The organism is Bradyrhizobium sp. AZCC 1577, assembly GCF_036924575.1.
Lineage (GTDB): Bacteria > Pseudomonadota > Alphaproteobacteria > Rhizobiales > Xanthobacteraceae > Bradyrhizobium.
Genome location: NZ_JAZHRQ010000001.1, coordinates 1 through 22,638, shown reverse-complemented (window position 1 = coordinate 22,638; position 22,638 = coordinate 1). Strand labels below are relative to the sequence as shown.

Genomic DNA, 22,638 nt, shown 5'->3' with positions numbered 1-22,638 from the left:
CGGATACAGAAGCGCAAGACCAATCACTGCCACTCTCAAGATTCAGCTTGCAACGCACGGCCGGTCCATACAGTTGGGTCAAAAGCGTCGTGTTCACCGTCCGACGAAGACTTCCGGTGTACCCCGGTGAACGGACATCGTCAGGGCCGGTCGGCAAGTCTCAAAAGTGCCAACAGCAGAAGTTCGCAAGATCGATCCCTCAGCCTCGACTACCTGCTCGCCATTCACGCCTCGGGAAGTCCTGCCTTGAGTAGACCCTTGGCGATACGAGCTCGCTGCGCGAGACAGGTCGGATTGTCAGTTGGGGAACTTGCGTGGAATTGGGCGATGCTGAAATCAGGAGCGAGGATGAGCCCCGCCTGCACAAAAGCCCGTGCTTCCTCGCCCCGCCCGAGATGAGCCAGCGCCGCAGCGAGATAGAAATGCACGAACGGGGCAATGTTCCGGTTGGTCTCGATTGATCGCTTGAACCAGTGAACGGCAGCCTCATCGGCCCCGAGATATGACTGCGCGACGCCTGCCGTATTCATCCAGGAAGAGGCTTTGTTGTCGCGGGGAGAGAGCCGGAATGCTTCCATGATGTGGGCTTCAGTCTCCTCGGCCCGACCCAGATTGCACTTGCCAAGTCCGATCCATGCATGGGCGGTGGCCAGATTTCGATCCAGCGCCAACGCCCGCTCACATTCGGCAATGCCCTGGGCGGCGCGTTTTGTGAAAATCTGAACGACGCCCATTAGGCAATGCGCCCTCGCGTGATTGGGCGTGTTAGCAAGTATCCTGCCCAAGGACGCTTCGACCACCCGCATAGGCGCCCTCCGGTCAATCAGCATGGAGGCAGCCCACATGGTATCGACGTCGGCCATGCCCACCATGGCTTCGACGTTCGCGGCGTCCAGGCGGAGGGCTTGTTCGAAGAACGGGCGCGCCTGCGACAGGCTTGCGGGATCCGTTCCGCGATTCAGATACGCCACGCCCTGGAAATACCGGTCCATCGAATCCGGATGCGGCGCCCGCGCCGCGCGCCGTGCCTCCACCGTGACCAGCTCGGTTCCCAGTTGATTGGCAAGACGGGCACCGATCTCGTCCTGCATGTCGAAGAGGTCGGCGACCTGTTTGTCAAAACGTTCGCCCCACAAATGGTTGCCGCTCTCGGCATCGATGAGCTGAACGTTGATGCGCATACGGCTTCCAGCCCGCTGCACCGAGCCCTCGAGCACGTAGCGAACGCCGAGTTCGCGGCCGACTTGCTTCAGATCGACACGCTTTCCCTTGTAGGTGAAGGCGGTGTTGCGGCCAATCACGAAGATGCCGGCCATCCGCGACAGATCCGTGGTCAGGCTCTCGGTCACGCCGTCGACGAAATAATCCTGCGCGGGATCGGGGCTCAGATTGGCAAAGGGCAGAACCACGAGCGACGGCTTGCCTGCCGCGGGGCTCGGCGAGCTGGTGACGGTTGCTGTCGTCGGCGCTTCGCGCACCGCCGCGACGAAGCGGACGCCCTTGCGCGGAAAGGTCTTGATCAGGCGCTGCTCGTCTCCGGAATCGCCGATCGCCTTCCGCACCGCATTGAGGCGGGTGGTCAGAGCGACGTCCGAGACGGTGCGGCCCTGCCAGATCGCGCTGATCAGGTCGTCCTTGCTGACGACGCGCTCGCGGTTGCAGATCAGATAGCCGAGCAGGTCGAATACCTGCGGCGCGATCGCGATGACCTCCGGCCCGCGACAAAGCTCGCGTCGGTCGGTATCGAGTGAAAAATTGTCAAAGAAATAGCGCAAGCCACTTCCCCGCAGCCGCCGTCCATCGCCGGGCGTTCCGTTGCTTCGGCGCAAGAATAAGCTGCCGGTAAGGAAAAAGTAAGCCGGCGACCAAGCCTGTCCATCCCTGGTGTGATACACCCAACGGTAGAACGCCGGACAGATCAGGATAGGAGACAGGTGATGATCACGCGTCGTGATGTCTTGACGGTGTCGGCGGCCGCTGCTGCGTTCTCCGCCGCGCACCTTGTGCCGCGGGCGCTTGCACAGCCGATCGCGAAAACCGTGCATATCCTGACCGGCTTCACGCCCGGGCTGCAGGACGGGCTGGCGCGGCTCATGGCCGGCCAGATGAGCGGCTATGCGGAAACCATCGTGGTCGAGAACCGGCCAGGCGCGGGCGGTCGCATCGCGGTGGAGGCGGTGAAGAGGGCCGACGCCGACGGGTCGGTCATACTGTTCGCGCCGCTCGGCTTCATGATGTTCTTTCCGCACGTCTACAAGACGCTGAGATACCAGCCGCGGGATTTCACGCCGGTGTCGACTGTCGCCTCGACCCCGACATTGCTGACGGTCGGTCCTAAGGTACCGGCTGACGTCAAGACGCTGGCAGATTTTGTGGCCTGGTGCAGCGCCAATCCGAAGCTCGCCACCTATGGCACGCCGGGCGCCGGAACCCCGCTGCATTTTCTCGGTGCGATGCTGGGCCGCAGCGCGGGCTTCGATTTTCTTCACGTGCCCTATCAGGGCGGTGGCGCGATTCAGGATCTGGTCAAGGGCGTGATTGCAGCGACCGTCATGCCGATCGGTAGCTCGCTCGGACTCGTCCAGTCTGGAGATATTCGTGCGCTGGCCACCACCGGGCCGCGCCGCTGCCCGTTTGTTCCTGCGGTACCGACGGTGCGGGAAGCTGGATATCCGTCGCTCGAGGACCTCACATGGTTCGCGTTCTTCGTTCCGGCGAATACGCCGGCATCGATCGTCGACAAGCTCAATGCCGCGATCCAGGCGGCCTTGCGCACCGACGAGGTCAGGGCCGGCATGGCAAAGCTGGCCGTCGAGCCCGACGCGATCGCCATGGGAGACTTCGCCCGGCTGATCGCATCCGAATCCGACCGGTGGAAGGCGATCGTGCAGGCAACGGGGTTCGTCCCGCCCGATTGAGCCCGGCATTGACAGGAGGCAACACATGAGCCGGCCAGCATCCGTGCATGATCTCGTGCAGTCGCATCGCATCACCGCGGTGATCTATGCGGCGGCGAAGCTCAATCTCGCCGAGGCCATCGGCGATGAGGCGAAATCGGCGACCGAACTCGCCAGGCTGGTGTCCGCCGACGAAAGTGCGCTGCGCAGACTGCTGGTCGGCCTGACGACACTTGGCCTCTGCAGGCAGGCCGACGGGGACCGTTTTGCTATGACTGATCTCGGCCGGCAGCTCGACGAGACCGCCGACCCATCCTTCAAGGACTGGGTTCTCTTTGAGGGCGAGATGCTCGCGCAATCCTGGAGCGGACTGGCCGATTCGGTTCGCACCGGCAAGACCGCGACGCAGCTGCGCGGTGACGGTGACGATCGCTATGCGGTGACAGGCCATGCGACGGAATGGACCCGCCGGTTCAACGCTGCGATGGTCAGCCTCACGCGGACCATCGTCCCAAAGATCGTTGCGGCCCACGACTTCGCGGCCGCGCGCGTCGTCATGGATCTCGGCGGCGGCACCGGCGAATTGATCGGCGGCGTGCTCCAGCGCAGCCCGCATCTCGAGGGCATCGCCTTCGACCTTGCGCGCTGCGAGGCAGACGCGCGCTCGCATTTCGATCGGCTCGGCATCGCCGGCCGCTGCCGGTTCGTCGCCGGCAGTTTCTTCGAAGTGGTCCCAAGCGGCGCCGACACCATCCTGATGAAGAGCATCCTCCACAATTGGAAGGACGATCGTTGCGAGATCATCCTGAAGAATTGCCGGGACGCGCTGCCGTCCAGCGGGACGCTGATCGTCATCGAGCGGATCATGCCGGAGCTTGCCACGACGGACCCCGAGGACCGCTCCTGCGTCATGAGCGACATCAACATGCTGCGCGGACCCGGCGGCTGCGAGCGCACGGAAGCTGAGTATCGCAGGCTGGCCGTCTTGGCCGGCTTCGCTTTCGTAGGGACGACTGATATCGGCCCGTTCAGCTTAGTCCAATTCAGAAAAGTTGGTAATTGAGGAGGCTTTGTCTGTCGTGGCGCATGAGGACACTGATTGTGCGTACCGCCGCGCTCAATGACAAAGCCGATTTTCCTGATAACGGGAACGATTTCCGCCCTGCCGGGACGTCCGCTTCGGGTGTGCGCCGTGTAAAGGCGGCGCTTTCCAGTGGGTGCAAGCCCCACCTGGCAAACGCTCCAGCCGGAAGCAATCGGAGCAGTCATGGAGGTAACGAAATGGCTGAAGCCTTCGATTAGCGTGTCACGCATTGGTGACAGCGCGAGTGTGCAGGCCGTAACGCGAGTGAACGCCGAGCAAGCCTCGAAAAGGACGATGCGCAGGCCGACCCGACGACCCTTTCGGGGAAGGCTGATACGGCTGGGGGAATGAGCGAAGTACGCCCAGCCGCTGTGCCGGGGTAGTGGCGACAGCATGTACACAAGGAAAGCGTACGCAACACGGGAGGCCCCACGACGTGGTCAGGGATGATCAACCGGACGCCCGCGAGGGACAGGCCGGGCGCCGTGGGGATGCGGAGGGGTTCGTAGTACTGGTGAAGCCGGGTAACGCCGGGGGAGGGAAGGGACCTCAGTTCAAGACGAACGCAAGACGTAGTGAGGGACCTGGGGATTGGGCAACCTATCAACTCCGAAGAGTGTTCAGAAACTGCAGACGGCGTTGCACGCGAAAGCGAAGGCAGAAGCCGGCTACCGCTTCTACGCCCTGTACGACAAGATCAGCCGGGAAGACATCTTGGCCCATGCCTATGCTCAATGCCGCTCCAACAAGGGCGCACCGGGCGTGGACGGTCAGGACTTTGCGGACATCGAGGCGTACGGAGTGCAGCGGTGGCTTGGCGAACTGGCGCTTGCGCTCAGGCAGGAGACGTATCGACCGGACCCTATCAGAAGAGTGTACATACCGAAGGCCAATGGCAAACTCAGACCATTGGGCATCTCAACCTTGCGCGATCGGGTCTGCATGACGGCAGCGATGCTGGTGCTGGAACCGATCTTTGAGGCCGATCTTCCACCGGAGCAGTATGCATACCGTCCCGGGCGTAATGCCCAACAGGCGGTGGTCGAGGTGGAAGCGCTGCTGTTCCGTGGTCACCCGGAAGTCGTCGACGCCGACCTCGCGGACTACTTCGGGAGCATTCCGCATGCCGACCTTCTCAAGTCGGTGGCGCGCCGGATCGTGGATCGACGCGTGCTGCATCTGATCAAGATGTGGCTGGAAAGTCCTGTGGAAGAAACCGACGATCGAGGACGGAAGACACGCACGACCGAAGCCCGGGACAACCGGCGCGGCATCCCGCAAGGCTCACCGATCTCGCCACTGCTGGCAAACCTGTACATGCGCCGGTTTGTGCTGGGATGGAAGATGCTCGGTCTCGAGCGAAGCCTCGGCACTCGCATCGTGACCTATGCCGACGATCTCGTGATCCTATGCCGGCGGGGCAAAGCCGAAGAAGCCTTGTCGCGACTGCGCGAGATCATGGGAAAGCTGAAGCTGACGGTCAACGAGGACAAGACACGAATCTGCCAGGTCCCGGAAGGAGAGTTCGACTTCCTGGGATACTCGTTCGGACGGATGTACTCAGCGAGAACCGGCCAGGCGCGCCTGGGGTACCGGCCATCGAAGAAAAGCATCAAGCGCATGGTGGAAACCATTCATGCGTTGACGGCTCGAACCGGGTTAGGGCAAGACACCACAGAGCTGGTGGCGAAGTTGAACCGCACGCTGCGCGGATGGGCGAACTACTTCAATGTAGGCACCGTCACTAAGGCGTATCGCGCGATCGACAACTACACTGCTGTGCGGTTGCGCCGGTGGTTGCGCATCAAGCACAAGGTCAGACGACGCAAGGGCGGCACCTATCCACTCTCGCACCTTTACGGGCACTTTGGGCTCGTACGTCTAACCGCGCTTGGCCGCGACCGGCCGTGGGCGAAGGCGTGAGGTCTTGTCCGAGAGCCGGATGCGGGAGATCTGCCTGTCCGGTTCGACGAGCGGGATGTGGAAACGGAGTCACGGCTGCACCACTAAGGCACCGCCAGACGAAAGAGGCGGCAACAGATATGTGCAGCCTAAAGCCACCGCGCCACATCTCGACTCCACCCAATCGCGGCTCTTTGACAGCGCGCGGCGAACTTCTGCTCTTCACCGATCAGCGGACATCGCGGACCGGGGGCGCGACAGGTCCGAAAAGTGCCAACAACAGATGTCGCGCGTGCAGTGAGGCCAGGAGCAATGCGTAATAGATGGGGCGCCATTTAGGGTGTCGCGCTGCGCCTTGTCGTGGCTTATCTAAATCTGCCCTTCCCTTTGTGAGCGCATGCGCTGCATCGAGACAGCTGTCACCGTGTCGGATCAGGAGCAACAAACTCTCAACTAGGCAATACCGAGTGAAATAGGCGTTTCTTGCTGCGGTGCGCCTAAGCATCAAACCATATGATAGTCGGAAAGCATCGGTATCCATTCACCTTTTACCGCCACGAGAATTTCTGCATGTGCAGGAACGGAGCCTCAAGAGTTTGCATTGTTCATTTGTTTTTCCATTTGTTTGTGAGGCCGCCCATGCGTCTTATTTTTGGAATAGTCGCAATTGCGACAGTCCCGGCTTGGTTGTTCGTACACGTAGATTTTGCTGCAGCACAGACCTTCAATGACAGATGGTCTATCATTCCAAAAGCGCACGCAGAACCGGCTCCCGAGGCACTCGACCAGACCAGGCAAAATCCGCTAGAGCTACCTCCGACTGGAGGAGAGACGACCCGTCGTGCGGAAGATCGTTCAGCCCCTCGATCAAACCGGGTCTTTTCCGGAAAAGCATCTTACTATTCATATCCGACGGGAAAAACAGCGAGTGGTTCCCGGTTCATTCGGGATTCACTGACCGCTGCCCACCGCAACCTGCCGTTCGGCACACAAGTTCGTGTAACTGATCTTGCGAGGAGCAAGTCCGTAGTAGTTCGCATCACCGACCGGGGACCCTGGGTTCGCGGCCGCGTCCTCGACCTTTCGCTCGGCGCTGCGCGCAGTTTGGGAATTACGGACCGCGGCGTGGCCCAGGTTCGCGCTGAGGTACTATAAGTCTGCTAGGGGAAGTGTCTCGCAGCAAGAATGGAGAGACAAAGTATCAGGAGATGAGCCGCGGGTGCGTCATCCTTCGATAGCAGTCTCCACCATGTCTCTTATGGGTCTCGCACTGGTCGGCTACACCAACGCCGGCAAGTCGACGCTGTTTAACCGGCTCACGCGACCCGACGTCCAGGCAGCCGACATGCTGTTTGCAACGCTGGATCCTAACCTTACGCGTGCTGAGCCTGCCACATGGCGGCAAGGCCATGCTGTCAGACACCGTCGGATTTATTTCCAACCTGCCGACGCAACTAGTTGCGGCGTTTCGTGCCACGCTGGAAGAGGTGCTGAATTCACGCCACGTGCGGCACCGCGTCGAAGCTGCGATACAACAATATCCCGCTTGGTACACGCGGCGGCCGCAATATGTCCGCGGTCATCTAGGTACTATCGACCTCAATCACGGCTGCCACGTCTTCCCCGACACCAACTCGCTCGGCAAATCGGCGGCGGACTTCTTGTTGAAGCCGTGGTCGACCTTGCCACGGCATAGACTAGGCCGTTGCTCTTGCGCCTTACATCACTCTCAACCCGGTGGCGGCTTTTTCGCGAAGGTGCTTCTCAGCGGAGGCCCGCAAAGGTCTACGCGCGCGGAATTGCCAGTGTCGGCCAAGATATCTCCAAAGGAGATATGCCAGACGGTGTTCGGATAGCTGCCGGTGCACACCAAATGGGTCGTATCTGATGCGTAGTTGGCGCAGCGTTTGAGACACTGTTTAGCAAGCGCAGCTTGACGATCCGGGCAGCTCAGGCCAGTTCTTTTGTCTTCGGCCCTGCCGGCATCGTCCTCGAAAAAGCAATCCCGCAACTGCGCACTTCGGGTCAACGCGTTCACGCATTGATTGGTCGCCTCGTCGACCTGTGCTTTGGTTGGAGTCATCAATGGGCAATGCGGGGGGATCTGACGTGGGGCTACGTAAGTACGCGCTGTGCGCAGCGGGCGGGCGAGCACCGCGCTTTTTTGGTGCTCGCGCGTCGGGTCGGGGGACCCGGCGGACGGCCTTCGAGAATCCTCAGCGCAGGCGATGGGAATGCATCTGGTCCACAGCGGACCCGTGGTCACGCACCGATTGGCCTCTGGCGTGCAGCCGGCGGGGCAACAGGTTTGAGCAAACGCGGGCAGTGCTATCAGCGCATATGCCAAAACTAGGATTGCCCGCTTGAGATATCGCATTGGCGTCCCGCCACTCCGTTCCGCTCGCGCGGCGTGGTGCGGTTGAGGGTCGGTCCCCGAAAGGTTGCGGAGCGCGCAAGGGACGGGGACCCGGCGGCGGGTATTAGCCACCGGACCGATGCAAAAACGGATCCACGGACTCAGCTAACAGGGCCGCCAATTGGGCGGCGGCAGGCGTGGACTGCTTTTCGGGCGGCAGCGAGCCGACCGCCAGTCCTGCACCAGCGGCAACTATCGCAATTGCAGCAAGATATTCGATCCTCATGGCGATGGTTCCTCCATCGGCCCCAGGGACTAACCGGACACTCGCTGAAATGGTTCCGGAGCGCATCTGATCTTGTCTGCAATCGCAGCCGTTGCTCTCCTTATTGCAGCAATCACAATGCCGCAGTCGTATGACCGAGCGTCACGCTGCCGGTGCAGTCTTGGCGCTCCGATCGCTTTTCTCCCGCAGCGGCCGCTTTACTCCCAGCAGCGGACGTAGCGGCCCCCGCCGTCCACGTCCGCTTCGGGTCAAAAGCGTCGTTTTCACCGTCCGACGAAGACTTCCGGTGTACCCCGGTGAACGGACATCGTCAGGGCCGGTCGGCAAGTCTCAAAAGTGCCAAGAGCCGACTTAGCGCTGTTTGCTGCCGGTCGAGAAATGCCATCGCGAGGTTTGGGCAGACATACTGCCTTGTAACGGACCCAGACCTGACGGAGGGTTAATCGGTTCCGATATGACTCGACGGTCTGCGCGTGATCGCGCGGCAGAGTGAAGGTAAATCGCCTGCACTTGCGGCCATATGAGCCGCGACTTCGCGAACGAACATCGACCGCCAAACTTCACCGTTGTTAGAGGCTCAGAGCGATGTCTTACAGAGCACAAATCGTCACGTTGCTGACGGCCGCGGCTTTGACCACGTTCGCAGCGTTCTCATCCGGCAGAGCGGCCGATCAGACTCCGAAACTCTTGACCGAGCACCTCATGATCGACGCTGTCGATCCTTGGATAAAGTTGTACGTCAGAAACAAGCGCCCGGAGGACATGACGCAATTTACAGCACAGAAAACGCTGCTGTTTGTCCATGGTGCGACCTCGCCGGGCGAGGCGACATTCGATTTTCCGCTCGAAGGACTATCCTGGATGGACCACATCGCCCAGCGCGGCTGGGATGTGTATCTGGTGGATGTGCGCGGCTACGGTCGATCGACGCGGCCGCCGGAAATGGACCAACCGGCCGCCAGTAATCCTCCCATCGTCACGACCGATGTCGCGGTGAGGGATGTCGGCTCCGCCATTGCTTTCATCCTGCAGCGGCGAGGCGTCGCCAAGCTCAGTCTCGTGGGCTGGTCATGGGGCGCAGTCATCACCGGCGCCTACACCGCCGACCACAACGACAAGGTCGACAACCTCGTGCTCTATGCGCCTGTATGGCTGCAAGCCCCGCCGCCCGCGCAAACTGCGCTCCCTCCGTTGGGCGCCTACGTTGCGGCCCCGCCCACGCGGGAGCGCCTGCAAGCCGGCGCACCCGATGATCGAAAGCGCGACTTGATACCGGGGTTCGAGGCGTGGGCGGCGGCCGCCATCGCCTCTGATCCCGTCGGCTCCAAACAGACCCCTCCGGTGCTGCGCAGCCCGGCCGGCGTATTTCAGGACAACAGGAATTACTGGCAGGCAGGCAAGCCATATTATGATCCGGCGCAGATCAAGGTCCCTACGCTGGTGATCGTCGCGGAGTGGGATGGGCTTGCCCCTCCCGAGGGCGCGCAAGCCGTTTTCCGCAAACTGCCGAGCGGCCCCGACAAGCGGCTTGTCATGCTTGGCGAGGGGACCCATTTGCTTATGCTGGAGAAGAATCGGATCCAACTTTTCCATGAGGTGCAACTCTTCCTCGATAGGGCGCGCCTGACAAACTGAAAGCTCTTCGCCCTCTTCGCGGAGCAGTGTCGCCATTTCGATCACGACGGTCGCGTCGCGTCGTTGGGTGCCGACTACTTGGCAATGCGCCTTTAAGAAGTTGCACTGAGAAGCGCCGAGAGTCCGGTTTGGGTCCATCAGGAGATCTCGCGGCGCGCCCCAGCTAGGGCCGTTCACCTTCAATGAACTGACATCGTCAGGTCGACCAGCTACTTCCGAAAGGTGCCGATATTGTTGAAAAACACTGTTTGCGAGGAGTCCGTCGAGCAGAGACGTGGGGAAACGGCGTCGATTCATGCAATTGCAGCTGACGGCTCGTATTGCCTCTGAAGCGGCTCTGAGGGCCAAAGATAGCGACCGCCACGACCCTGCGAGATTTTCGGGCTTGTTCAGTTCCCGAGTTTTTCAACAGTATCCGCCAATAGCGGACCTCACCTGTGCGTTCTCTCAAGACAACAAAGAGTACACCCGTCTTCTCATGCTCCTACTGTCGTGAAGATAAGAGCCCATTCTGAAAAAATCGAGGGCCACCGGCCCTCGCAGTCAGGGAGGAGGCGCGGATTGTGTTTTCCTGTCCCACATGAACGCGCTTACCCTGCGGCAGTGACCGCGCGTTATGCCATCACCTTGATCAAGTCCGCCGGTAAAAGCGTTCGACATTTACCGGAATGGGTCATCGTCGTGATAATTCTCGCACACAAGCGGATGGCCGCTGGCATGTAGAGGTGATGTCGCTGCGCTGAAACGCTCTCCTCCTCTACCAGGCGCTATTCAGTACTTCGGGCGAAAGCGTTTCGGGTGCAAACTGAGTCCTGCGCGTCCGGGCTAATACTTATCGAATATTCGTGACCGTTCTGACAGCCGATGCTCCAATTATCGACGCCGGATTCGGTGCCGCCTTGATACAAGGTTCGAACGACAACATCACAAGCCTGCTTTTTGCTTTTCAGAACGGAGATCCAGAAAGCGAGATGCTTCTTCTGCTCCAGCGCAAGTATCCTCGTCGTCATTTGGTTGGCGGCGTGGGGCATTTTGAAAGGCTCGGGAGCTATCGCCCTGGATCGCACGCCGGTTGATGGAGTGGCATTCGCCTTTTTCGAATGCAAATCAGCATCCAGAACAAACCAGACAGTCGACCATATGAAGACGAAGCTCGCAGCAGTCGCCATGAACGACATAAGTGAGCGCTTCAGCACGTCTCTCCCTCCCGGAGTTTGAGACATGGGGGGCCACGCACGGCATCGCGAGGCCGCAGAAACCTGACGAATGAAAGTACTTCGCGAACAAGCCAGTAGCTGCGCTCCGCCGCGTGCTGGATCCCGAAACTTCGATAAGCAGCTCATCGCGGGCGGTCGCACCAGCGGCAAGAGCATTCGGGTAGCGGCACTGCCGTGTCGCAAAAAGATGAAGGTGGGGCTGACTAATGCCTTTGGGACCGTGTCAGCTCGGCTCGAAACGTTGCGCATCCTTGCATTGCGGCGAGTAGCGTAGCGCCGAGATGCACAACCATGGCATCCTTAAGCTGGACCTGCTCAACGAGAAAAGCATGATCCGGTCAGCGGCAAACTCAATTCACGAATTATGAACCCGTGGAGGTTTAACACCCCCGCGGGGCTAACTCACCGGAGGTGCAGGCGTCGTAGTAGGCGCGAATCTCGATCCATCTCGCTCTATCAGTGATGTTGCGCGCGTCCTTCAGGGCAGAGCACCTTTTGTCGCAGACTGCAGCGCGCCAGCAAGCACTCTCGTTGTCGCCGAGCTCGCCCATCATCCCTGAGTGGCTCGTAGAGATCGAGGCTGCATGCGAACGCCGGCCAACCGCTGAGCCAGGCCCCGAATCGAGGTCGAATGAGAGCCGATTGGCTCGTTCGGGCGTTTCACGGCTTGGCCGCTGGCGCCAGCTTACATCTTTAGGACATGCAATAGCGTTGTGGTAACCGCAGCGGTGGACAACAGCAGGGTTCGCGTGCGGAAAGGAGGGCTGCTGGGCCGTAGTACTACGGCAATCTAGTTTCTGGCTCGATTCGTTCATTGCTCTCGTGTGTAATTATCGCGCGGTTTTCATATGACGTAATTGCAGGCCGGGGACGGGGGATGCATGGCGAATATTTTTGACGTACAGGGCTTCGGCGCATTATCCGAGTGGAACGGACAATTCTCCAGTCTATCAGCAGCTCAGGCCTTCCAGACAATTGCCTCGCTTGGCTCGAACTCGATCGCGCTGACCGCGCGGATCTGGACCCAGAGCAAGACCAGCACGTCCGTCTTTGCCGATCCCGCCAAGACCGAGAGCGACACGAGCCTGCTCGCAGGCTTTCAGGCGGCTCACGCTGCGGGATTGTCGGTTGTCTTCAAGGCGGCGATTTCGCCGCTCGATGGAACGCCGACCCATGCCTTGGCGCCATCAGATGCTGCGAGCTTCTTTGCCTCCTACAAGACCGAGATCGTGCATCTTGCGACGATCGCCCAGCAGGGGGGTGTCGAGACGTTTGTCATCGGCAACGAGATGGGCAGCCTGACCGGCTCCCAGTATCGCGCCTACTGGACCGACATCATCAGCGCCGTGCGCCAGGTCTATCAGGGCGAACTGACCTATGCGGCGGCAACGGATGAGGCTTCGAAGGTAAGCTTCTGGGATCAGCTCGACACGGTCGGCGTCAACACCTATCCGCCGCTGACGTCGAGCACTACACCGACAGTCCAGGATCTCATTCACGCCTGGAGCGAGGTGCCGTTCAACCCGTACTACGCGGCTGCATTCGAGTACAAGTCGCCAGTCGATTTCCTGCATTCGCTGTCCCTGCAGTATAACAAGCCGGTCCTGATGACAGAAGTCGGCTACCGCAGCATCGACGGTACTGCGATTTCGCCGGGCTCATGGACCACGAGCGGCACCACCAATGAGCGCGCGCAGGCCGATGCCTACAATGCGTTTTTCCAGGTCTGGACCGCAAACGGCGGCAGCTGGTTCAAGGGTGTCGAACTCTGGCAGTGGGATCTCAATAACCAGTACAACAGCACCGGCTATTCGGTGATGGGAAAGTCTGCCGAGGCGCTGGTTTCACAATATTTCAATGGCCAAGGAACCGTGCCCGGCCTCACCGTCAACGGATCCCCTGTCGCTGATGTGATCGATCTCGGTTCTGGCAATAACGTCATCAATGGCGGGCTCGGTGACGACGTCATTCGCAGCGGGGCCGGTGACGATGTGATCGTTGGTGGCCCTGCTACAACCGCAAGGCTCTCGACCACGGCCGTCACATTGACCGGCTGGGGCTCGGTCGTGAGCGGCATCGGCGCGCAGGCGCAGATTCTGGTCAACGGCAAGGCCGTGTCTGGCATTATCGAGTTCCATCCGGCGACGGACCCCTCGGGCTATCAGACTTACACCGTCACCTTTGACAATACGGCGACCGGACCGGTCACCAGCATCGATATCAATCTCGTCAATGCGACCCCAGGACGGGCGCTGCACGTGAAGGACTTTTCGATCAATGGGGTCGCGCTCACTCCGAGCGATGGCACCAATGCCAGCGCCCCCGGCACCTTCGATCTGTACGTCCGCACCATCCACTTTGACACGACCAACCATCAGGACTGGTTCGTCGGGGCGTCGACCGATAGCGACGTGATCGATGGCGGAGCCGGCAACGACGTAATCACCGGTGGCGCCGGCAACGATCTGATCGACGGCGGTGCTGATACTGATACGGCAGTCTATTCCGGCAACCGGGCGGACTACAGCATTGCCCTGAACGCGAACGGGAGCTATTCGGTCACTGGCGTTCGCTCCGGCTCCGCAGACGGCAGCGATACCGTACTGAACGTGGAGATTTTCCAGTTTGCCGATGGGACGATTTCGGTCAGCGAAATCGCGAATGATCCTCCCGTCATCACCTCCAATGGTAGCGGCGACAGTGCGTCCGTTCCGGTCGCTGAGAACACCACCGCGGTCACGACAATAACGGCAACTGATCCAGACGCCGGGCAGACACTGAGCTATGCAATAATCGGTGGCGCGGACGCGTCCCGGTTCACGATTGATGCGACGACGGGAGCGTTGGCTTTTGCTGCGGCACCAGACTTCGAAGCGCCGAGCGATGCGGACGGCAATAACGTTTATGAGGTCACCGTCGAGGTTTCGGACGGTAGCGGCGGCACCGACACGCAAGCGATCGCGGTGGCAGCTCAAAATGTTATCGGCGTCAGCATTACCGGAAATAACGCGGGCCAGACTTTGACGGGAACGGCTGAAAAAGACTCGATCTTCGGATTAGGCGGCAGCGATACGCTGTTCGGACTCGCGGGTAATGACGTGCTCGATGGCGCTGCTGGCAGCGACCTGCTCGACGGCGGAGCAGGCCAAGACAGCATGGCCGGCGGGGCAGGTAACGACGCTTACGTGGTGGACAGCTCTGAGGACGTCATCGTCGAGAATGCTGGAGAAGGGACCGACACGATCCGAACGGCGCTCGCGGCGTTTGCGCTTGCCGAGATCGCCAATGTCGAAAATCTCACATTCGTCGGTACCGGAGATTTCACGGGCACCGGCAACGCGCTTGCCAATACCATTACGGGTGGCGCCGGCAATGACGTGCTCGATGGCGCGGAAGGCGCCGACCGGCTGGTCGGCCTGGACGGCAACGACACCTATTATGTCGACAACTCGTCCGATGTCGTGATCGAAGCCGCGAACGCAGGTACGGACGCCGTGATGGCGGCGAGCGCGGCCTATACTTTGTCGGCGAATACCGAGAACCTGACCTACGTCGGCCCTGGCAGCTTCAATGGTGCTGGCAACGGTTTGGCCAACGTAATTACCGGCGGCAGCAACACTGACACGCTGTCGGGCGCCGGCGGTAACGACACGCTCATTGGCCTCAGTGGAAATGACACCCTGGGCGGAGGAGCGGGCGACGATACGTTCGTTGCCACGACGGCCGATGGCAACGACAGCTACGCTGGCAATGGCGGGAGCGACACCTACAGCCTCGCCGGGCTCGCTGCTGACGCTATCATCAACCTGGCAGCGGGTACGGCGACCAGCAGCGAGATCGGCATCGATACTTTGACTACCATCGAGAACGTGGCGGGAGGCTCCGGCCAAGATACGATCACGGCCAGCACTGCGCGCAACGCGTTTACCGGCGGAGCAGGCAACGACACCTTCGTATTCGCAAGCACCGCGGCCGCTGGCATTGGCGCCAATCGGGATCTGATCACCGATTTTACGGCTGCGGCCGATCGCATCGGTCTGAGTGGAATTGACGCCAACGGCGGCCAGGCCGGCAACCCCGAGTTCGTGTTCGTTGGCGAAATCGCCAACGTCGTCGGTGGCGTGGGCCAGCTCGGGCGCGGCCAACTCGGCTACCACTACGAGATGGATGCTAACGGCATCGAGCACACAATCGTGGAGGGTAGCATCGATGCCGATGCGGCCGCGGAATTCCAGATCGACTTGGTCGGCCGTTTCACACTTTCAGCAGCGGACTTCGTACTCTAGAACGGGAGAGAACAATGGCAATCACCGCGAGCAGCCATTGTTTCATGCGAAATCCTCCCAAGCTGTAGCAAGAGACGCAAATCGCAGCGCGCGATCGGTGTGGAAACTGGATTGAAGCTACGCGCCACGATGTTTCAACACAATCGGCGCAAAGCGGACATCCGCCAAACCCGTGAAGTCAGCTAGGTGCCATGACGGACGTTGGCTCACTGTGGCGCGCTCAGACGATGAAGCTAGGATAGAAACCAAAGGGAGACCGCAATGGCTATCCTGGGTGCCATCTTAGTGGTCGCAGGAAGCGCGATTGTACTCGTGTGCGCTATCTTTTGGGCTTGGTCTGCTTACCGGCAGAAGGACGAGGGGGATCATCCACCCGAGGTCCCAACACCGTAGTATATCCTGCGCCAACGTGAAGCGCTATCGGGGGCAGGATGTTAGGTCAGAAAATAGTTTCTGAAAGCGGCAAGTTCTTAGTCGCGCATCGATAGGGATATCCCAAGCTTTGCTGCCATAACAGTCGTCGCACCCGGAGTCCGCTTCAACGCTTTTGCGATCTTGGCGACACCTGACTTTGCGTTTGCCATCGTCTTCATTGTTCGAACATCGTCCTTTGTCCACGCGCGGCGAACTACTTTCTTAGCTTTTGCCATTCTTTCTCCGAATCGTACGGGGGCGGAGCCGGGCTTCTATCATGACCGTCAACGTTGGCGATAATGAACAAGACTACATTGCGAGAATGTGAATGCGACTTCGCCACGTGAAATTCAAATGTGTGAACTAGATCACTGTTTTGGCCGGAAAAAACGGGCATGACTCGCGTTTCGAGGGGACATTCCTGCATGGATGACCGATTTTATAGGGATAGACCGCGCGTCCTGCGGGATCTTGCAGATGAGGCAGACCCGTTGATTAAGCAACGGCTTTTGCGTCTCGCGAACAATTACGACGATATGGTCACAACGAAGACGATACGTAATCACGCGGAAGAACGGCCTGAGCTAGGTCGTGACGTAAATTAGCCGATACCCCCGGGGACGTTTGATAGCGGTTTAGGGCTTCGACCGGTGCGTGGTAAAAACGACGCATCCGCTAAATGGGTGAACACCTATATCGCAAATAGCTCATCGCGGCATCTGCAATTGAGCCGCAGTTGCTTGCCGAAATTGAACTTCGGGCTCAGTGGGCGGAGGGCGTTGCGGCATCCGTTCTTCACAGGGACCGGAGAGGAGGCGTAACCGCAATGCCACATCGACGCGGATTCCGTTCCTTTGTGGTCAGTATCGTACAGACGCAACCGGAATGAAGGGTAGGCTTCGCGTGTGTGGGGGCAATGCAGCGGCGGCGGTTGCGGACTCGTCGAGGAACCTCCAAGCCTCGAACGAGTCCGCTCGCGCCGCTCTTCGACTGATTGCGCGTATCGACTAAGCCACCAAGCGCTCGGTCAATCCAGCATGATGGCGCGCGCGCCGCCGCTATTGGCGCCAAGCGGTCGTTCGTCGAATTTTCCATAACATTCGATCCGCGTAATGTTTGGGGCGGCTAAACCAACGTCCGTTTCTAGGAGATGAGCGGAAGATCCGCTTGTTCTGAGTGTTTCTCAGTTGAACCCAAAACGGAGATTGGACCCAGTTTTGTCTCAATATGAATTTTGGCGGCCACGCCGTTGCCAGCGGTTTGTCTGTTCCACGACGTAGATGGCAAGCACGTTCGTGGTCTGGTCCCCGACCTTAACTTCGTGCATGGCGCCGGGGCACCGAAATCTAAAATTCAATTTAATGGTTGTCGGCGGATTGCTAACCTACATCAGCTTCGCAAACCCTAGAGAACAGCCCCAGTGTTGGGCCGAAATCATGAATGCCACGCAAGGAGCCGATGACATGAGTGATCGTGATGAATGGATTACTATTCGCATTGGGGAATGTTCCTAACTGGAACGAAATATCGAAATAGCCCTCTGCGAGAGATGAGATGACTGACCTTGAGCGCTTGACGGTCTCCTTATTTTAAGGCGTGATCTCTCGCGTTTCGGTCAGCTTGATCATGTGGACCGGCGGCGCGTAGCGTGAGGCTTTCATCGACGGACTTCCAGATGACGGTCACTTTGGGTTCGCGTACCGAACGGTTCAAAGCGGGCAAAGCGCTCCGACGCAAGACGCCGCGAGAAGCACATGCCGACCTTAAAGGATCGATGTCGCGCAATGCCGTTGCAATTCTCGCCGAGAGCGATCCGGATCGCGTTCCGGAGCTTGTGCCGGAGCGTTACGCGCGCATGACGCTTAACCCGTTCGCCTTCCTGCGCGGCGCCGCGGCGGTGATGGCGACGGACTTGGCCGCCCAGCCAGTGGCCGGAATACCGGTGCAGGCAGGCGGCGACAGCCACCTGATGAACTTCGGCGCCTTCGTTACTCCCGAGGACAATATCCTGTTCGACGTGAACGATTTTGATGAGACGCTGCCTGGCGTCGATTTCACCGTCGATCTGAAGCGTCTCGCAGCGAGCGTAGCGGTAGCAGCATCGGCCGCAGGCACAAACAAGAAGCAGGCCCGCGCGATCGCGGCTGCGACCGTCAAGGCCTATCGGACGCACATTTCCGCAATCGCCGAGCTGTCGCCGCTCGAAATCTGGCACAGCCGGATCGACCTCGAACAAGCGATCGACCGGATCGGCAACGGGGGCCTGCGCCGCAAGCTCGCCGGCGTGATCGCTAAGGTGCGCGGTGAGGGCCTGTCAAAGGACGACAATTTCCCGCATCTCGTCAGAGGCGACAATCCGAGGATTGTCGATAAGCCGCCGACCATCTTCCATTTAGATCCCAAAGCCGACGCGCGACACAAGCTCGGCGTAGAACGTGTGTTCGCCGCGTATCGCAAGGGGCTCAATCCGGATCGACTGCGGCTGCTCGAACGCTTCACCATGAAGGATCTCGCTTTCAAGGCGGTGGGCGTCGGATCTGTCGGCACGTTCTGCTGCGTGGCATTGTTCATGACCGACGACAACGAGCCGTTGTTCCTGCAGGTCAAACAAGCGCAGCGCTCGGTTTTGGAACGGTTAGGCGGCAAGCTTGCCTATAAGGGAAACCAGGGCCGCCGGGTTGTGGAGGGCCAGCAGATGATGCAGGCGGCCAGCGATATCTTCCTCGGCTATACACAGGACGAAGACTCCGGTCACCAGTTCTACGTCCGCACGCTGAAGAACCGCAGACTGGGCGGCGTTAGCGAAATCAGCGAAGGGGAAGCGCTCTCGGATTACGCCCAGCTATGCGCTCGCACCCTCGCACGCGCCCACGCGCGGTCGGGCGATCCGGCCGCAATCGCCGGCTACGCGGGCAAGAGCGAGGTACTCGACGATGCGATCGCATCGTTCGCGATGGCCTATGCCAACCAGACGATCCTCGATCACGCCGCTCTGGTGAATGCAAAGAGCCCGGCGAAAACGGCCAAGACGATCACGGTCAAGAAAGCAAAGGTCGCCTAATGCCAAGCGGGGCTGATCTTCGATCTACTTGATTTCAGGTGTCGCCGGATCTCCTGACCCGGCGCCCTTGAAAAAAGCCCTTGTTGCTCGTGTTCTGCTCGATGTTGGCAGTCTCGCCCTGGTGGCGTATGCGATTGCTGACAATAGCATAGACATGAACGATGCCAGGTCCCCACGTTGAAGTTAAGGGCGACGATCACGTTCAGCGCAGCGGAAATGAACATCAGCCCCGATCAGACCAAGCCGAAGATGACGGCGATGTCCGGCACCAGCTCCATGGGCCCGGTCACGTCCGCTCCGCGTCATCCGCGTCGTCGCCGCGAAGTCCGCGCCACGTCCGGTTTTCCCCCGATAACGGCAGAAAAAGAGGTCCCTCATCAACTGCGGACAGACAGAACTAGCCGTCATTCACCCTGGTGGGGTTCGTCCAGGGCGGCAGCGTACCAAAGGCCATTGAGTTCTTCCTCGACCCCCCAGCCGACGTTCCTCGCGCGTGATCTAAGCTTGTCGAGACGCTCAAGGTAGTTGGCGCGTTCGGCAAGGGGTAGGCTTGATACGAATTCGAGGGACCGTCCATACATGCGGATCAGAGCAACAAAGTAGCTTTCATCTTCCATGCTGCAGGATTCCAGGAAGCCGAATGCCTCTTCGCAATAAAATGTCGACAGCTCCGCCATCCCATCCGGGCGCCCAATCGCTTTCTTGTACTCCGCAATCGCCTTCTTGGCCTTTGAAATCGATATGGGTTGGTTGTTCATTGCGTCTGGGCATATCCAGTTAGAAATACGCGCTTTGAAGGGTTGGAGCTGAGGAAGATTTTGCTCGATTGCGAACGCATCGCAACAATGTGCAACGTTACCGGCAGTTGCTGGAAACCAAGCTAACGGATTTTGAGCGCCAGTTCATTGAAAGGCGTCTTACCGAAGAACAGTCGGCTTTCGAATCTTTGGCCGCGGCGACCTTGCCCCTCTATTTGCAAGACACCGTCCCCTAAGAACCAGCGGGTGGCCTAAGCGCGAAATCTGCAAGATGAGACCTGGCCCTGGCGACTGGAGCCGCCGGGGTGTTGTCTTCGATGGCAGCTCGATCAAGAGCGGCAAAAGCCTGGCAGCGGCTTCGTAGAGTGTGTCGCGGAGCACGGCAAATCTTCGACTTCAGTTCACAGGCTTGTTCAAGTGAGATATCGTGCTGGCGCGAGAAGATGGCTTTTTTAACTTACTTTCGGTGACGGTAGGTTGATAGAGTTTGGTCATTTGCGAACGTTCGATCCTCCGCTCCACGAATCGGCCTCACGGCATTCTTGCACCATGTCTGACCCGGTGACTGGCAAGGAGAGCCGTATTGCGGGAAGATGCTCGGCGAACATGCGGACCGGGCGCTGGCACCAGTCGCTTCGAAGAGATGCGAACTATCTGCTCGATCGGGACGCGAAACTTCAGAAATTGCATGTCGTGGTCTGGTTGAGCAGGTCCCCCCGCGGCTTTCTAAGATCACCGATGGCTGCGGCGCGCGGCCCGAACAGCCTATGGATGCTACGAGGTGCCCGTAGTTTCACGGTGAGGAAAGAGGACCCGCTTTGGTGGTAATGCTCGAGCAGCACCGGGGCTGAAAATTTCAGTACGCAGAGTATATTTCTTCCGGAGGGCCGCAGAGCGATCTGCGGCCATTTGATTCAAGCGCCATTCACTGATGTGAATGGTCGGCGAGCGTTTCGGGAAACAGAAACGCACATCTGCTCTCTCATAGCCGACTTCGCAGCCGAGGGAATGCTGACCGGCGTGTGCGTGAACAGGCACCCGCTTCTGCACGGTCACGTCAGAGAGGGAATGGATCTCACGCGCGGGCGTGCCGGCCTGGAGGTGATCCTGGACTTCGAGGCGGAGCGCAGGAGACGACTCGACGAAGACCGGTAGAACTTCGTCGCCTTGCGGCGGGTGCGCGGACGCTGGCGCTGACGCGGGCCGAAGTGCAGCGAATTTCCCGCACGATCAGTTGACCGGGTTACTCAACCGACGGGCCTTGATCAGGCCACCGAATCGGCCTTGTCCAAGGTGCGCGATGCGGACCTCCGTGCTGACGTGCGACATCGACTGCTTTAAGGCGATCAATGACCGGTTCGGGCATGTTCGGAGAAAAGTGCTGATCGCGATCTCGGAGGTACTGCGCTCCTTGCCGAGCGAAGACGGATGCTCGTGGCAAGGCTCGGGGGGAGGAGTTTGCGATTCTGATGACCGGGTTAGCCAAGCTGCGCTCCGTCCAATATGCGGAAGAGCTCGGCAGGCCCTGCCAAGGAAATCTCAAACAAAGAGAGTTCGGCTTGCGTAACGATCAGCATCGGCCGAATGTCCACGGTGAAACGGAGCCGGCTAATGTCATGCATGGCCGATCAGGCTCGCTCTCTATGCGGCCAAACATCGAGCGCGCGATCGCATCGTGGGGGCGAACGTATTGAGGATTCAATCGCGGCCTGGTCCCAGGGGTCGCGCAGACGGAGGAAACGGCAATCAGCCATTGAATTCGTCGGCGTCCCCGCGCGGTCGAGTGGCGGGCTCGCGCTGCACGAATTGCGGCGCGCGCATCTCGCCGCGCTCACGCGGTGGCGGGCGTTCGGACGGGTCCCGGCCCACTTTGGCGCGCAGCTCCGTCAGGTCGGTGAAGATATCCGCCTGGCGGCGGAGTTCGTCGGCGATCATCGGCGGCTGGCTGGCGATGCTGGAGACCACCGTGACGCGGACGCCGCGGCGCTGCACCGCCTCGATCAGCGTGCGGAAATCGCCGTCGCCCGAAAACAGGATCATCTCGTCGATCTGTCCGGCAAGCTCCATGGCATGAACTGCGAGCTCGATGTGCATGTCGCCCTTCACCTTGCGGCGTCCGGAAGCGTCGACGTATTCCTTTGTCGCCTTGGTGACGACCGTGTAGCCGTTGTAGCCGAGCCAATCGACCAGCGGCCGGATGGAGGAGAATTCCTGATCCTCGATGATGGCCGTGTAGTAGAAGGCGCGGAGCAGCGTGCCGCGACCCTGGAATTCCTTCAACAGGCGCTTGTAGTCAATATCGAACCCGAGCGTCTTGGCGCTGGCATAAAGATTCGGCCCATCGATGAAGAGCGCAATCTTGGTGGACGCGGACGACATTCTGGCGCGGCCCGAATTGGCTCCGATGCGGGGCATGCGCCGCATGGGCTCTGTTGACGAAGCATTTGAAGTTAAGGTTGGGGCGGCCTTAGTTGGTGCCGCTAACTAGCATTCTTTGGAACGCTCAAAAATCCGAGCTCCGACGAGGGGGCTATTCCCAATTGTTGGTAGTTTCAAAACCTTTTTCATGAACACTTGAGCTCGCGCTGCGAAGCACAGACAGACCATAGCGATGCCAGACCAACTCCCGCTTTTTGAGATCTGCCTGAGAAAACGCGGCCGGGCATGTCGCTGGCATCTCTGCACGACCGAGGGCCAGGCCGTCATGCAGGGGTCGGAAGGCAGCCGGGCTGCCGCCAGATA

15 protein-coding genes and 1 pseudogene are annotated in these 22,638 nt (G+C 59.8%); 9 read left to right on the top strand and 7 right to left on the bottom strand.

Features of this window, described 5'->3' with window-relative positions; all coding sequences use genetic code 11:
• Positions 1 to 224 precede the first annotated feature (224 nt).
• Positions 225 to 1,775, bottom strand: a complete 1,551-nt coding sequence (locus V1278_RS00075; protein WP_334379230.1) for a winged helix-turn-helix domain-containing protein — start codon at positions 1,773 to 1,775, stop codon at positions 225 to 227.
• Positions 1,776 to 1,937: 162 nt separating this feature from the next.
• On the opposite strand from V1278_RS00075, the gene V1278_RS00070 reads away from it, so the two are divergent.
• The 5 genes and pseudogenes from V1278_RS00070 to V1278_RS36770 form a co-directional block, all read left to right on the top strand.
• The gene (locus tag V1278_RS00070; protein ID WP_334379229.1) at positions 1,938 to 2,918 is read left to right on the top strand and encodes a Bug family tripartite tricarboxylate transporter substrate binding protein; all 981 of its coding nucleotides are present in this window, start codon (positions 1,938 to 1,940) and stop codon (positions 2,916 to 2,918) included.
• Positions 2,919 to 2,943: 25 nt separating this feature from the next.
• Entirely contained in the window at positions 2,944 to 3,960 is a 1,017-nt protein-coding gene (locus tag V1278_RS00065; protein WP_334379228.1) for a methyltransferase, read from the top strand.
• A 612-nt stretch (positions 3,961 to 4,572) separates the two neighbouring features.
• The gene (ltrA, locus tag V1278_RS00060) at positions 4,573 to 5,904 is read left to right on the top strand and encodes a group II intron reverse transcriptase/maturase (protein ID WP_334379227.1); all 1,332 of its coding nucleotides are present in this window, start codon (positions 4,573 to 4,575) and stop codon (positions 5,902 to 5,904) included.
• A gap of 492 nt (positions 5,905 to 6,396) precedes the next feature.
• On the top strand, positions 6,397 to 7,038 hold the full coding sequence (locus V1278_RS36775; protein ID WP_442894615.1) for a septal ring lytic transglycosylase RlpA family protein: 642 nt from the start codon (positions 6,397 to 6,399) through the stop codon (positions 7,036 to 7,038).
• 109 nt (positions 7,039 to 7,147) lie between these two features.
• Positions 7,148 to 7,541: pseudogene (locus tag V1278_RS36770) on the top strand (GTPase); the annotation flags it as partial.
• Positions 7,542 to 8,363: 822 nt separating this feature from the next.
• On the opposite strand, the gene V1278_RS00045 reads toward V1278_RS36770, so the two are convergent.
• Positions 8,364 to 8,525 (bottom strand): hypothetical protein, encoded by a 162-nt coding sequence (locus tag V1278_RS00045; protein WP_334379226.1) that lies wholly within the window; start codon positions 8,523 to 8,525, stop codon positions 8,364 to 8,366.
• Positions 8,526 to 9,227: 702 nt separating this feature from the next.
• On the opposite strand from V1278_RS00045, the gene V1278_RS00040 reads away from it, so the two are divergent.
• Positions 9,228 to 10,160 (top strand): alpha/beta hydrolase, encoded by a 933-nt coding sequence (locus V1278_RS00040; protein ID WP_334379225.1) that lies wholly within the window; start codon positions 9,228 to 9,230, stop codon positions 10,158 to 10,160.
• A gap of 767 nt (positions 10,161 to 10,927) precedes the next feature.
• Here the strand turns inward: V1278_RS00040 and V1278_RS00035 are convergent.
• A complete protein-coding gene (locus tag V1278_RS00035; protein ID WP_334379224.1) occupies positions 10,928 to 11,356 on the bottom strand; it encodes a hypothetical protein in 429 nt (142 codons plus the stop codon).
• 902 nt (positions 11,357 to 12,258) lie between these two features.
• Between V1278_RS00035 and V1278_RS00030 the strand changes: the two genes are divergently transcribed.
• A complete protein-coding gene (locus V1278_RS00030; RefSeq protein WP_334379223.1) occupies positions 12,259 to 15,663 on the top strand; it encodes a glycoside hydrolase family 113 in 3,405 nt (1,134 codons plus the stop codon).
• Between the two features lie 470 nt (positions 15,664 to 16,133).
• Here the strand turns inward: V1278_RS00030 and V1278_RS00025 are convergent, their stop codons facing one another.
• Positions 16,134 to 16,313 carry a hypothetical protein gene (locus tag V1278_RS00025; RefSeq protein ID WP_334379222.1) on the bottom strand — a complete coding sequence of 60 codons (180 nt, stop codon included), beginning with the start codon at positions 16,311 to 16,313 and terminating at the stop codon, positions 16,134 to 16,136.
• Positions 16,314 to 17,752: 1,439 nt separating this feature from the next.
• On the opposite strand from V1278_RS00025, the gene V1278_RS00020 reads away from it, so the two are divergent.
• Positions 17,753 to 19,138, top strand: coding sequence for a DUF2252 domain-containing protein (locus V1278_RS00020; RefSeq protein WP_334379221.1), 1,386 nt, complete (start codon positions 17,753 to 17,755; stop codon positions 19,136 to 19,138).
• A gap of 404 nt (positions 19,139 to 19,542) precedes the next feature.
• Here the strand turns inward: V1278_RS00020 and V1278_RS00015 are convergent, their stop codons facing one another.
• Positions 19,543 to 19,896 (bottom strand): hypothetical protein, encoded by a 354-nt coding sequence (locus tag V1278_RS00015; RefSeq protein WP_334379220.1) that lies wholly within the window; start codon positions 19,894 to 19,896, stop codon positions 19,543 to 19,545.
• Between the two features lie 1,234 nt (positions 19,897 to 21,130).
• Here V1278_RS00015 and V1278_RS36765 point away from each other — a divergent pair.
• Positions 21,131 to 21,463, top strand: coding sequence for a diguanylate cyclase domain-containing protein (locus V1278_RS36765; RefSeq protein WP_442893701.1), 333 nt, complete (start codon positions 21,131 to 21,133; stop codon positions 21,461 to 21,463).
• A gap of 179 nt (positions 21,464 to 21,642) precedes the next feature.
• On the opposite strand, the gene V1278_RS00010 is transcribed toward V1278_RS36765, so the two are convergent.
• Together V1278_RS00010 and V1278_RS00005 are read right to left on the bottom strand one after the other, a co-directional pair.
• Positions 21,643 to 22,275, bottom strand: coding sequence for a LabA-like NYN domain-containing protein (locus V1278_RS00010; RefSeq protein ID WP_334379219.1), 633 nt, complete (start codon positions 22,273 to 22,275; stop codon positions 21,643 to 21,645).
• Positions 22,276 to 22,426: 151 nt separating this feature from the next.
• On the bottom strand, positions 22,427 to 22,638 hold a 212-nt coding region (locus tag V1278_RS00005; protein ID WP_334379218.1), incomplete at its 5' end, for a hypothetical protein.